This window comes from Zoogloea oleivorans (genome assembly GCF_008107625.1).
In the GTDB taxonomy this organism is placed as follows: Bacteria; Pseudomonadota; Gammaproteobacteria; order Burkholderiales; family Rhodocyclaceae; genus Zoogloea; species Zoogloea oleivorans.
The window spans coordinates 297,636-309,712 of record NZ_SDKK01000002.1 but is presented as its reverse complement, the minus strand read 5'-3'; the positions used below and the strand labels follow the sequence as shown (position 1 = coordinate 309,712).

Sequence of the window (12,077 nt, the reverse complement as noted above, 5' to 3'; positions counted from 1 at the left end):
GCCTTCGGGTAATGCGGTTCGATCGCTGCCAGCAAGGCGGCCCAGGGCACGACCGCCTCCATCTCGGTGAGGAAGCGTTCCCGGCGGGTCTGTTTCTTCTTTTGCTGGAAGGCCAGGGAGGCGAAGGTGGCTTGCTTCATGGGAGTACGATGCTTTATGGCTTTAGTATTTTACCGGCTCTGAATTGATCAGAGCTTCCCTAGTCTAACGATCCCGTTAATTTCGACGCGTCGTATATCAAAGAGAGTTGAGCCTGTGTAGATATACCAATCAGGGTTTCTCGGAGTGACACGATGAACATAATACAATCTCGGCTGCCCACCTTCTGTAACAGGTGTCGACTCTAGAGTGATAGATTTTGATGTTGGCGTGTGCAAATCAATTTGTGTATGGCTCAGTGTTTGCCTAATGATTGCGCGCGCTACCAGTTTGCTTTCACCGAAGGTTATCTCACCCTCCCATGCACCATTTATATCAGGAAACAAGGAGCCATCAAACAAGCTCAGTAGGGACCATATTTTCCGAGATATAAAACTTGTGCTTACTGCGGTTATTAAAACCGCACCCACGGTGGAAGCAATTGTAAAAAGTTTGATTAGCGATGTCTCAGGCCAAAGCCAGTCGATCATTGCATAGAGCGCGATACTGAAAGCAACAGTTAAGCCGACCAGAGTCTTGAGTAAAACAGAAAAATTTATAATTCTGAACATATCAACCAATCAGGTCTTTGTAATTGTGAAGCTGTGCTTTACCTGCGCTTTTAGCCGACATCAATGCAATGTACGACTCCCGTAAGGTACATCCGACACCTACCGAGAAGGTGGCGCACCCCTCTCCTAGTGCAGATATCTCCTTAAAGATATTCGACTCTGAAACTTCTAGATACTGTGCAAATCCCGCCACACCATCCGCACCGCAGAAAATTACGGCAAACCCAATGCTATTTAGGTAGGCAGAAATTAACTGCGTTGTCTTCCCCATTAAATCATTAAGATTTGACAGCGACTTTTCATCATTATTTAGATAGAATTTGGTAATCTGCTGGCCTACATCGTCGCCATCAATAGTAAGATATATCATTTCAAGCAAACCATCTCGCTGTTAGTGATTGCCTTGCCACAGGCAGGCGTATTGGGAAAGTGATTGATCCATAGAAAGGCGTATTTCCGTGAGGTTGTCGCCGATCAGTAGTTGCCGTCATTCGCGTGTCCCTGTGTATTGGGAAAATCTAGCCGGCGACCTACGGACGCAGGGGTGCATGCTAAGCAACCGCTTTCTGGTGTAATGTCAAGTGAGTTTTTTCGAGTAAAATGAACGGGCGCTCACGAAGTTTAAACGAGTTCCGGCTCAACAGACGAAACCTTCTCAATAGGGGAAACTTTGGCTTCTAATCACGAATATGCAGTCATAGGCCATAGCCGTGCAACGGTGGGCCGCTTCCTTGGCGTTGGTGCCGGACTTGCGAGTTCGGGTATGGCCGTCATTATCGCCAGTGCGATCACCTACGCAGAGCGTTGGGGCTTCCTGCACGCGCGCGCCTATTGGACACTGCCTCTCACTGCGACTATTTTCTACACACTGGGGCATCTCGCCTTCGACAAATGGGCGTGGCGGACTTGGCTGGTGCATTTCGTCCTCGATATCCCTGATTTGCGCGGAAAGTGGGATTGTGTCGGCGAGTCTATCGATCCCGCTACTGGCGGGGTTATATATAACTGGACCGCAGAAGTAGTCATTTCCCAGAGTTGGGAGAAAATCAGAATCTACTCTGAGACAAAGCACTCCCGCTCGCGCAGCGTCGCTGCCTCTATCTTGGTCGAGGAAGGCGTTGGCTATATCTTAATGTACAGCTACCGCAACGAACCCCGACCTGGGGAGCCCGAACTCAAAGCGCACTACGGTTATGCTGAATGGCATATTTCCCAAGACGGATCCACAGCCGAGGCAACCTATTTTAACGGTGGCGGCCGCTACACCGGTGGCTGCATGAAACTAACAAGGAAGACACGTGGCAACTGATTTTGCCAGCCGTCTCGGCAGGGTTAATGCGCGCCGGAACGGCACGGGCGTCGCTGTACTCAACAAGAGTTTCTCTTTCGGTGAAGACAGCCCACTTCTGGACTCAGTAACCCAGGGCTACCTGAACAAGACCAAGTCGAAGAGCTTCCAATATGCCCTGGTATCCATGCAGGAAGTGGATGCGAAGTACACCGCCATCAGTTATAGGGAGGCTGAGCGGGTCGCAAAACAGCTTGACTCAGGGCTCTTGAGAAATGGAAAATCCGTAACTGTCGAATTGCAAGGCTCGTTACCGTTGAACGTGCATCTGCGACGAGTGAGCGATGTGGACATGCTCGTTTGGCCATTGAGTTTCTTTGTGTATGACAGTTATGGTGTGGCCGCGTCCAGTTATACGGCCAGCACAAGCAATGCCGTTTCCGAGATTAGCACATTGCGTTCTGAATCCTGCACGATACTTCGTTCGGCCTTCCCTGCCGCCAGGGTGGATGATTCTGGGGCGAAATGCATCAGGATGTCTGAAGGCTCTCTGCTCCGTGAGATTGATGTAGTTCCGTCCGTGTTATATAGGACTGAGACCTATCAGCGCTCCAATAGTGGCGACGACAGGGGGGTGCAGATCTACGACAAGAAGAAATACGAGCTAGTCACAAACTTCCCCTTCAAGGTGCGAGCGTTGATCAATGCGAAAGAGGGCCGCACAGGAGGTGGTTGTAAGAAGGCAATTCGCCTACTCAAGAACATGAAGGAGGATGCTGATTCGATCATCGCGCTGTCCAGTTTTGATATAATGTCATTGGTGTATTCAATGCAGGACTTCGACCTAATTCATCAGTCCTACCACGAGGGGAGAATCGTCGCATCATTGCAGAACTGGTTCTTTGCCTTGGCGCACAACGAGAGTTATTTGCGAACGCTTGATGCCGTGGATGGAAGCCGAAAGATCGTGCAGTCGGCAGCCGATGTCGTGGCGGTAACTCAGATGTCTGAGGAACTGAACATGCTGCTTCTGCGTATCGCACAGGAATTGCAGCCCGACGTCCCGACCAGTTATCCAGCATGGCGGGCCAAGGTTGAAGGCGAACTCTTGATCTAGGCGATGACTCGGAGGCATTTATCAACGCCACCATCAATCTCTGGAATGCTTGGTGAGCTGCACCAGAAACAATCATCCGCCGCAAGGATAATGCGGTCGGCGAACAGGTGGAGTTAGGAATGGTCGGTCGCGTCATCAACCTTTTCATGTGGGGATACCAAGAGAGCTACAGAATAACAATTCGATTGCTGGCTCGAGATGTCCTTAAGGAGTTGGGTGCGCCAGAGGAGGCAGAGGTGCTTCTTGTCGGAGCGCGTAGCCCCAATAGTAGGAACCCGAATCCGGTGTGTGTAGAGCCGGAAGATGGGAAGTGGCGCCTGTCGCTATTTGATGGTTTGCTCGATTCAGTCGAATCTACTTACCGTAATCACGACTTGCAGAACATGTTTTACGGCGACGAGCCAAGTATGCGCGACAAGCCGGAGTGGATGCGCCGAGACTCAGTACGCACGTCGGTTGGCAAGGCACTCAAGGCCTTCGATGTCGAGAACGACGCGACATCGTTCTGTGGCGAAACCAGGAGGATCGGTGATTACTATGTCACACCGGTCGTGCAAATTCCCAATGCTACCTTCTTGCAGTTTCCTCCGTTGCACTCCAAGCCGATCAAGAATGGACAGTTTGGAGAGGGATATCGCAGTCTGATCCACGCTGCAATGGCCGCAGTTCTTCATGAGGCTACCGAGGAGTTACACAACCCAGATCCGGGGCGCTTTGCTCATTGCAGCATGAGAAGCGCGGAGGAAGTCGTGCGAATTGCGGCGAAGGACTTTATGCATACGCCAGCGCTATCGGTCGAGCATCAGTACATCCATACCGATCTTTTCGATGCACTGAACCTCGTCTCCTCTCTCATGTACGAGGGCGCAAAAGGCGTAGGCCACCTCATACTCGTCGCCCCGGAGAACGACGCCGTCGATTTCATGGTTAAGTTTGCTGAGCCAGTGACTTTTCGTGAGCCGCGATGGGTTCGGAAAGTGCTACAGATGGCGACGACAGGTGTTGGAATCATCGCAGACAGTCGGCGCATCTACGGACTTGGGCAACTGAAGGATTCGCACGACGCCGGCGCACAAGATGCGTTCACAGTTGCCTTCCTCGATCATTATCACTGGGAACTGCGCTGCGGCAATCAAGGGCTGCTTCGCTGTCACTATGCAGTGCCAAAACTTCCGCAGGAACCCTTCGATAAGGCTGCCTTCCTCGCAAACTATGTTCGACTGTTTCCGCAGTCGTCACAGGAAAATGGATTGCACCTGTGGAACCTGCTGCTGGCCCAGATTCGCCAAGAACACGGCAGCATGATCGTTGTCGCGGGAGATGCGGCTAGCGAAGCACGCCGGCTCAGCAAGCAAGGTACCAGTATCGTGCCGACCCTGCTTTCTGAATCGTTGCTCCGGAGTGTCAGTGGAATCGACGGTACTATCCTGCTCGATCCCTCTGGCTTCTGTCACGCTATCGGGATCATTCTCGACGGTGAGGCGACCGATCAATGCACGCCTTCACGGGGATCGCGATACAACTCTGGCGTGCGCTACGTGCAGGCGAGCAATCATCGAAGGTTTGCCATTGTCGTGTCGGATGATCGCACGGTCGACATTATTCCTGGGCTCAGACGATTGCTCAGTCGCACTCGGATCGAGCAGCATGTTGCCGGGTTGGAAGCTGCGACGCTCAATAACTATAACGACTCTCGAAACTGGCTGGACGAGCATCGCTTCTATGTTAATGCCGAGCAATGTGCTCGGATCAACAGAGCGATCGATAGACTGGATGCTCTTCCGAAGGAGGTAGGCTTGATCTACCTTGGAACTGAAAGATTTGAAGTTCATCCTGAGATGAACGAAAGTTATCTAACTGACTGACGGAACAATGCCATCCAATGGCATCGTAAGTCCCCCGCCGCAACTGGCGGGGGACATGTCCGGAATTCTGTGTAAACCAGTCGTTGCCCATCCGCCTGTCGAGAGGCAGCAAAGGCCGATGAGCGGCCTGCTGGAAAGCACTGGATGAATCCAGATAGCACCCTACCCGCCTTGGACCAGACAGCAAAAAGGCCAACCCTTTTAGGTTGGCCTTTTTGCTTCCAGTTCAACAACCTGGAGGAATCCTTGTGGAGCGGGCGATGGGAATCGAATCCGACCCCCAAGTTGTTGAGTCTTAATCGATTCTTCCAAACCTAAACCAGTCACTGGACTGGCTCATGGACTAGTTTACCCTGCCAGTCGGAAAGCAGGCAACGCCTTCGCTCCAAGGCGAGCCATCCTCAGCCATGGACAGCCAGCGCACGGGGTGGCCTTCCTGGCCCACGTTGAACGCTCGTACCCTTCTGCGGCGCGATTCCTTTTTAGCCTATCAGCATACCGACCAGGTCTGACCCAGGGCGCTTTTGCCTGAAATTGGGTGGTGTGAGGCATCGCATTGCCGGATATCTCAAAGTCATAGATCGCCGCGAGATCAGTCCATTCCCAGCCGGTCTTGCCGGCGCTTCGCGCGATCATGATCCTCGCATGCGCGGCAACAGAGGCGCAGCCCCCATCTTGCTGACGCCGGAGCGACCTGCGTGCGATCACCGGCCATTCGTCAAGGCCCTGAGTGGGCTACCCCGGGGTAGCTCGCGTGTAACGCCGACATTGAGCCTGAATGGGAGGCGACTCGCGATGAGGCTCGATCCCTCCGCGCAGGGCTGCGCAGCGCCATCGTACCGCTTACGGGTTTTCAAAGCACTGGCCTCGACCGGGACAGGCAGGAGTCCTTGATGGGGTAGCAGTTACAGGGAGGCAACTACATGCAAGGGAGTTCGCTTTCGGAGGTGTATTACCGACCCATCGATGCGGCCATCCGATGGGCCGGGTTGTTCCGGTTCAGGGATGACATTCTCGCGGCCGTCAAGTCAAGAAGCCTGCCGGTAACGCTGGATTGCCCGCGCTGCAACGAGCTTCGTCTTTATACCGATCGCATCTACGATGCCATCTTCCACGGTGAACTGCCCTACGGACTGAACGGCATTACGATCAATGACGAGTCCCTGTGGGACTCACCCGATCTGACCGTTCGCCACGTCGACCTCAAGCGCTGGATGCTTCGGACCTATCCAGAGCAACGGCCGACCTTCCTTTTCTCCCGCCACGAGAGGATCACCCATCCGGTAATCACGCTGGAGACCGGTCATGCGCTCTTGGTGGAACGGGAAGCGCTGAAGTCCCAGCTGGAGCAGTGTCGCCATCAGTTGCATCAGCTCCAAGAGCAGCAGAAGAAGCAAGGGGCCCCGAATCTCAACTGCACCCCGTGCCCCCTCAGTGATCGTGCCGAGATCACCTATCTGAACATCATCGGCACGATGTTGGCCTTGATGCTCGGACGAACACCTTCCGGGGCTCCATACTCCAGTTTCAACAGCCAGGACGCGATCATCAGCGCCCTGATCGCCCATCACGGCAACCTCATGGGCGTCACCGAGCGTACGCTGCAGGCCAAGTTCGCCCAGGCCCGCCGCAGGTTGCAGGCAGCGAACCATTGAAGAGCGTCAAGCCCCAATCTGCGGTCGCGGAAACCGCATTTGCGGTGTTCTTTCCCACGGGGTTCCTGTCAATTACGGGTCACGCCAAACAAGCGCCAGTAAGCGCTAAGGAGTGCCCCTCATGTCGGACAAGCCACTTCCGCAGCCTGCGGGCGAACACCGCATCCTGCGCCGCGAGGAAGTCGAAGCCAAGACCGGTTTCAAGCGCGCCCACATCTACAGCCTGATGAAGGCGGGCAAGTTTCCGAAAGCCATGCGTTTGGGAATACGTGCGGTCGGCTGGGACTCGCTCGAAATCGAGCAATGGATCGCCGAGCGCCGCAGTGAGCGCATCTGATCCTCGTTCAGCTCTCCAACAATGAAACGAGGAGTCTGACGATGCTGGTCATCTCGATCATCTCCACCAAGGGCGGTGTGGGCAAGACGACAACGGCGGCCAACCTGGGTGGCCTTGCCGCCGACGCAGGGCTGCGCGTGCTGCTGCTCGATCTGGATGTGCAGCCCACGCTGTCGAGCTACTTCGCGCTGGACGCACGTGCGCCCGCTGGCATCTATGAGTTGCTGGCGTTCAACGAGCGTCGCATCGATCAACTGGTGTCGCGCACCGCCATCGCCGGGCTGGACCTGGTGCTGTCGAACGACGACCGCGGAGAACTGAACACACTGCTGCTGCATGCGCCGGACGGACGCCTGCGGCTCCGACACCTGCTGCCGGTGCTGGCACCGTTCTATGACCTGCTGCTGATCGACACCCAGGGCGCTCGCAGCGTGCTGCTAGAAATGGCGGTGCTGGCCTCGAACCTGGCGCTGTCGCCGGTGACGCCGGAGATCCTGGCCGCACGCGAGCTGCGGCGCGGCACGCTGCAACTGATCGAGGACATCGGGCCGTATCGGCACCTCGGCATCGAGCCTCCGCCGCTGCACCTGCTCATCAATCGGGTGCACCCGGTGTCGTCGAATGCCCGGCTGATTCAGCAGACGCTGCGGCAGATGTTCCAAGGAACGACGGGCGTGCAGGTGCTGGACACCGACGTGCCAGCCATCGAGGCCTATCCGCGCGCGGCGACGCGCGGCCTCCCGGTGCACCAGGTGGAGTGCCGACAGCCCGCCGGTCGTGTCGCGCCTTCGGCGCTGATGACGATGCGCGCCCTGGCCGGCGAGCTGTTTCCGCAGTGGCGGGAACGCTTTGCGCGGGTGTCCGGCCGATGCGTTGCGAAAGGCCCGGCAGGGAGCGAGGGCAATGACGAACGCGCATGACCTGGCCCGCGGCCACAAGCGGCTGCGGGCGCTGATCGACTTCGCCCTGGGTGAAGGTTGGCACGTGGTGCGCACACCGGGCGGTCACCTGAAGTTCACCAAGCCGGGCTGCGCGTCGGTCTACACCAGCTCGACGGCGAGCGACCACCGCGCCGGGCTCAATGCCCGTGCGCAGCTTCGCCGTTCCGACCGGCAGGCGCCCATCGGCGGGATACCGCCCCAGGACAACGGCCGTGGTTGAGCTGACCCCGCAGGACATGGCCGCCAAGCTGATGGCCTCCGGCTTCGAGCGCGGCGGTCCGACGGCCAAGGCCTTGAGCGACCCAATCGCCGACACACCGATGGTGGTGACGCTGGATCAATTGCGCCCTTACGACCATGACCCGCGCGTGACCCGCAACCCGGCCTACGAGGAGATCAAGGCGTCGATCCGTGAGCGCGGGCTGGATGCCCCACCCGCGATCACACGCCGGCCCGGAGGGGCCCACTACATCATCCGCAACGGCGGCAACACGCGCCTGGCGATCCTGCGTGATCTGTGGAGCGAGACCAAGGAAGAGCGGTTTTTCCGCATTGCCTGCCTGTTCCGGCCATGGCCGCAGCGCGGCGAGATCGTGGCGCTCACCGGCCACTTGGCCGAGAACGAACTGCGTGGCGGGCTCACCTTCATCGAGCGGGCACTGGGCATCGAGAAGGCACGCGGCCTTTACGAGCAGGAGAACGGCGGGCAGGCGCTGTCGCAGTCCGAACTGGCTCGGCGCCTAACGGCCGACGGCTACCCGGTGCAGCAGTCGCACATCAGCCGCATGCAGGACGCAGTGCGCTACCTGCTGCCGGCGATTCCGACGGTGCTGTACCGCGGGCTGGGCCGGCATCAGGTCGAACGGCTCGCGGTGCTGCGCAAGGCTTGCGAGCGCGCTTGGGAACGGCGTGCGCTGGGCCATCAACCCGCCGTGGACTTCGCCTCGCTGTTCCAAGATGTGCTGTCGCAGTTCGACACGCAGCCGGATGGCTTCTCGCTCCAGCGGGTGCAGGACGAGCTGGTGGGCCAGATGGTCGAGCTGCTGGAAGCGGACTACGACACGCTGAGCCTGGAGATCGACGACAGCGAAATTCGGCAGCGGGCGTTGACCAGCGAGCCCCAGCCGATGAGCCCGGCGGCACCCATCATGCCTGCGGCGCCGCGGCCTGCATCACCACCTCCGGCGGGGATGCAGGTCGGCGCATCGGCTGCACCCGCTGCCGAGCTTCCCCCCACACAGAACGCTGTAGCACCCGTGGCTGGCAGTGGGCAAGGTGAGGGGGAAGACACCGCTCCAGTACTGGCAAGCCGCGATGCGGAGCGCCTGCAAGGGCACATCGTGTCTCCAGCACCAACCACCGAACGCCTGCAATCCATTCAGCGCCTGGTAGCCGACCAGTTGGGCGACAAGCTGCCCGACTTTGAGACCAATGCCTTGCGCGCGATTCCCGTGCAGGTCGGCGGGCTCTACCCCATCTCGGATGTCTGGTACATCGAGCCCGGATTGGACGCGCCTGACCGGCTCCGCGTGCATATCGCGCAGTTCGCTCGTGAGATCGCCGAGGAAGCGGCGGTAGCGGGGCAAATCGAGCCCAGTGAGAGCGGCATCGGTTTCATTTGTGTAACTTCGACCATTGCCCAGGTGAAAGCGCTACCGGCCTTTGCCCGTGCGATGCTGACTCTGCTGGATGCGCTGAGCGCGGCGCCGGCACCCGCGACGGGGCTGGATCGTGCGCGACTGACCGACGACCTGGCGCCGCTGCTGCACGGCAGTGGCGGAACATCCATGCGCATGAGCGACGCCGGCCTGGTGAAGCTGTTCCGGCTGCTGCGCCTGGCGCGCCGGCTGCTGGACTTGGAAAGCGGTGCGGCTTCAGCCGACCCGGGCCGCGATTCCTGAGCGCTGGAGGCAACCATGTCGTCACCCCATCCGCTCAACCAGGCCGTCATCGCACAAGCCCTGCACGATCTGCGCAACGGCCAGTTGCGCCGCTGCAAGGCGATGGGTTTCGGCGAAGAGGAGCTGGACGCGCTCAAGCATCCGGCGCTGGTCAGCGTCCTGGTCAACGCCACGGTGTCGTGGTGTTCGGTCTCGGTCAACCGCGAGGTACTGAAGCGACTGCTGACGCAGGTGCATGACGTGGAGCAGGAAATCGCCACGGTGGACCGCATGCTGCGCCTGGGCGCGAGCACGGAGATGGTGAGCCGGTTCTACGGCCTCACCCATCAGGAGGTCGCCCTGCGGCGCGACATCCTCGGGCTGCCCAAGCGCAAGGGCCGGCACCCGGTGCTGGACGAGGCGCAGGAAACCACCCTGTGGGAGCACTGGAAAGCCGGAGTCACCGAGCGCCATATCGCGCTGGACGACGAGTTGGCCATGTTGGGCCTGACCATGGACCTGGCCGAGACCCTGACGCTTCCGATGTCGGTGGTCTGGGCGGCGATACGGAACTGGATCGACCAGGGGCTGGTGTAGGCCATGGCGACGGGCGGCGCACCACGGCGCGATGGTCCCATGGCGCTGTCGGCGCTGTTCGACGACGCGCTGCAGAACCTGGCGATGGCGCAAGGCACGGCGCCGGCCGGCGACGGGTTCCTGTACAGCGGCAATCGCCATGAAAGCGTGCCGCGTGCACTGTTCCTCGACCGGCGCCTGACGCCGCTGGAGCGCAACGCCTGGCAGGTCTTCCGCCTCCAGCTCAACGACGACGGCGTGACGGCCTTTCCGACCTATGAACAGCTTCGGCCTTACCTGGCCTCGATGCCGTGCGGGGCGCGGGCCTCGCACGAGACCGTCGCGCGCGCCCTGACGCTGCTGCGCCTGACGCGCTGGCTCAGCCTAGTGCGCCGCCGCCGCGACCCCAAGACCGGCCGCATCCTGGGCAACCTCTATGTCCTGCACGACGAACCGCTGACGCCCTTCGAGGCGATGCAGCTCGACCCCGACTATCTGGGTCTGGTGAGCCAGGCACTTACCCATGCAGCCAAGGCGGTGCAAATCGTCGGCATGCACACGCTGAAGGAGATTGCCGAGGACCCGCTGCTCAGCGGCCGCACGCTGCCGACGCGCTTGCAGGTGCTGTCCCAGCACATGGCCCGGCATGGGTGGACGACGACGAGTTATCCACAGGAGGGTGTCGACCACGAATCCGAAGAAGGCAAAGATAGCTTGCTTCGGAATGCAGAACGCCCGTCTTCGGAATCCGAAGCGGGGCCGAAGCCCGCGCCGGATGGCTCTCTTCGGAATCCGAAGGAGGACCGTACCGTACGTAAGGATCGTATTGATGAAGTACGTACAGTACCGCGCGCGAGGACGGTGCAGAACCTGCGACTGCCCGAGCGATTCCTGCGCTTGAAGGAAGAGCAGCAGGCAGGGGCGATGATCGCTTTGCAGCAGGTGGAAGAGACCCAGCGGCAGGCGGTGCTCGACGAGTGGGCAGCGCGGTGCCGCAGCAGCGCGGTGCGCAACCCGGCCGGCTATCTGTTCGGCATCATCCAGAAGGCGATCCGTGGAGAGTTCAAGGCGTGGGCAGGTCAGTCCGGCCGAGAGCATGGTCCACCGACGCCCCTATCCCCTGGGGATAGCGCTTCCGCGCCTGCCACCCGCGAAGTTGCCCTGCGGCACATCGCCGACCTGCGGGAAAAGCTGCGATTGCGGTGACTGCGGGGGCGCGGTCCGGCCGGAATCAGAATGTGCTACAGGCAAGATGGGGATCGGGGCGGGCGCTCAGCGCAAGCATTGCCGAAGATCACGGGCCTTGACGCTGTCCTGGTAGATGGACACGAAGGTCGCGACATCGATACCCAGAATGCCGGCGATGTCGACGAACTCAGTGAAGTCGAGACGCCGCTCCCCTCGTTCGTACTTGGAGATGAAGCTCTGGGGCCGGCCGAGGGCCTTGGCAACCTGTACCTGGGTAAGCCCGGCGACTTCCCGCGCCTCGATCATCATCGTTCGGAAGAGCTCGTATTGGGGGCGGTGCAGCGAATTGACCATCCCCATACCTTAATAACCCATTGTGGGATATCCCGAATCGGGATCTCCTGATGACATGCATCCGGATCGCGTATCGACGCTGGAGGAACGGACTTCCGACGAGGGGGACTCTCGCCCCTGCCCAGTAGCGGGCGGCGAGGTGCCGCCCGGCGTGGCCGGCGACCGG

At 59.4% G+C, this 12,077-nt stretch carries 13 protein-coding genes and 1 pseudogene; 10 read left to right on the top strand and 4 right to left on the bottom strand.

What is annotated here, in order from left to right; all coding sequences use genetic code 11:
- From ETQ85_RS03100 to ETQ85_RS03090, 3 genes and pseudogenes are all read right to left on the bottom strand, one after another.
- Window positions 1-140, bottom strand: a pseudogene (locus ETQ85_RS03100) (IS5/IS1182 family transposase); the annotation flags it as partial.
- 48 nt (window positions 141-188) lie between these two features.
- Complete coding sequence (locus tag ETQ85_RS03095; RefSeq protein ID WP_246128609.1) at window positions 189-710, bottom strand: Cap15 family cyclic dinucleotide receptor domain-containing protein; 522 nt, start codon at window positions 708-710, stop codon at window positions 189-191.
- Between the two features lies 1 nt (window position 711).
- Window positions 712-1,080, bottom strand: a complete 369-nt coding sequence (locus ETQ85_RS03090) for a mCpol domain-containing protein (RefSeq protein WP_148577625.1) — start codon at window positions 1,078-1,080, stop codon at window positions 712-714.
- 393 nt (window positions 1,081-1,473) lie between these two features.
- Between ETQ85_RS03090 and ETQ85_RS03085 the strand changes: the two genes are divergently transcribed.
- The 10 genes from ETQ85_RS03085 (at window position 1,474) to ETQ85_RS03040 (ending at window position 11,575) form a co-directional block, all read left to right on the top strand.
- Window positions 1,474-2,019 (top strand): Cap15 family cyclic dinucleotide receptor domain-containing protein, encoded by a 546-nt coding sequence (locus tag ETQ85_RS03085; RefSeq protein ID WP_148577578.1) that lies wholly within the window; start codon window positions 1,474-1,476, stop codon window positions 2,017-2,019.
- On the top strand, window positions 2,009-3,115 hold the full coding sequence (locus tag ETQ85_RS03080; protein ID WP_148577577.1) for a nucleotidyltransferase-like protein: 1,107 nt from the start codon (window positions 2,009-2,011) through the stop codon (window positions 3,113-3,115). The genes ETQ85_RS03085 and ETQ85_RS03080 overlap by 11 nt, the downstream gene beginning before the upstream one ends.
- A gap of 119 nt (window positions 3,116-3,234) precedes the next feature.
- The gene (locus ETQ85_RS03075; protein WP_148577576.1) at window positions 3,235-4,980 is read left to right on the top strand and encodes an anti-phage protein; all 1,746 of its coding nucleotides are present in this window, start codon (window positions 3,235-3,237) and stop codon (window positions 4,978-4,980) included.
- Between the two features lie 923 nt (window positions 4,981-5,903).
- A complete protein-coding gene (locus ETQ85_RS03070) occupies window positions 5,904-6,635 on the top strand; it encodes a hypothetical protein (protein ID WP_076600436.1) in 732 nt (243 codons plus the stop codon).
- A gap of 121 nt (window positions 6,636-6,756) precedes the next feature.
- Window positions 6,757-6,972, top strand: coding sequence for an AlpA family transcriptional regulator (locus ETQ85_RS03065; RefSeq protein ID WP_061959016.1), 216 nt, complete (start codon window positions 6,757-6,759; stop codon window positions 6,970-6,972).
- A gap of 41 nt (window positions 6,973-7,013) precedes the next feature.
- Window positions 7,014-7,892, top strand: a complete 879-nt coding sequence (locus ETQ85_RS03060; RefSeq protein WP_076600435.1) for a ParA family protein — start codon at window positions 7,014-7,016, stop codon at window positions 7,890-7,892.
- The gene (locus tag ETQ85_RS03055) at window positions 7,876-8,133 is read left to right on the top strand and encodes a hypothetical protein (protein WP_076600434.1); all 258 of its coding nucleotides are present in this window, start codon (window positions 7,876-7,878) and stop codon (window positions 8,131-8,133) included. Before ETQ85_RS03060 ends, ETQ85_RS03055 begins: the two co-directional genes overlap by 17 nt.
- Complete coding sequence (locus ETQ85_RS03050) at window positions 8,126-9,814, top strand: ParB family protein (protein WP_076600433.1); 1,689 nt, start codon at window positions 8,126-8,128, stop codon at window positions 9,812-9,814. Before ETQ85_RS03055 ends, ETQ85_RS03050 begins: the two co-directional genes overlap by 8 nt.
- Before the next feature lie 15 nt (window positions 9,815-9,829).
- Window positions 9,830-10,390 carry a DUF2857 domain-containing protein gene (locus ETQ85_RS03045; protein ID WP_076600432.1) on the top strand — a complete coding sequence of 187 codons (561 nt, stop codon included), beginning with the start codon at window positions 9,830-9,832 and terminating at the stop codon, window positions 10,388-10,390.
- Window positions 10,391-10,393: 3 nt separating this feature from the next.
- Window positions 10,394-11,575, top strand: coding sequence for an STY4528 family pathogenicity island replication protein (locus ETQ85_RS03040; protein ID WP_076600431.1), 1,182 nt, complete (start codon window positions 10,394-10,396; stop codon window positions 11,573-11,575).
- Window positions 11,576-11,641: 66 nt separating this feature from the next.
- On the opposite strand, the gene ETQ85_RS03035 is transcribed toward ETQ85_RS03040, so the two are convergent.
- Complete coding sequence (locus tag ETQ85_RS03035) at window positions 11,642-11,911, bottom strand: helix-turn-helix domain-containing protein (RefSeq protein WP_076600535.1); 270 nt, start codon at window positions 11,909-11,911, stop codon at window positions 11,642-11,644.
- Between the last annotated feature and the right edge of the window lie 166 nt (window positions 11,912-12,077).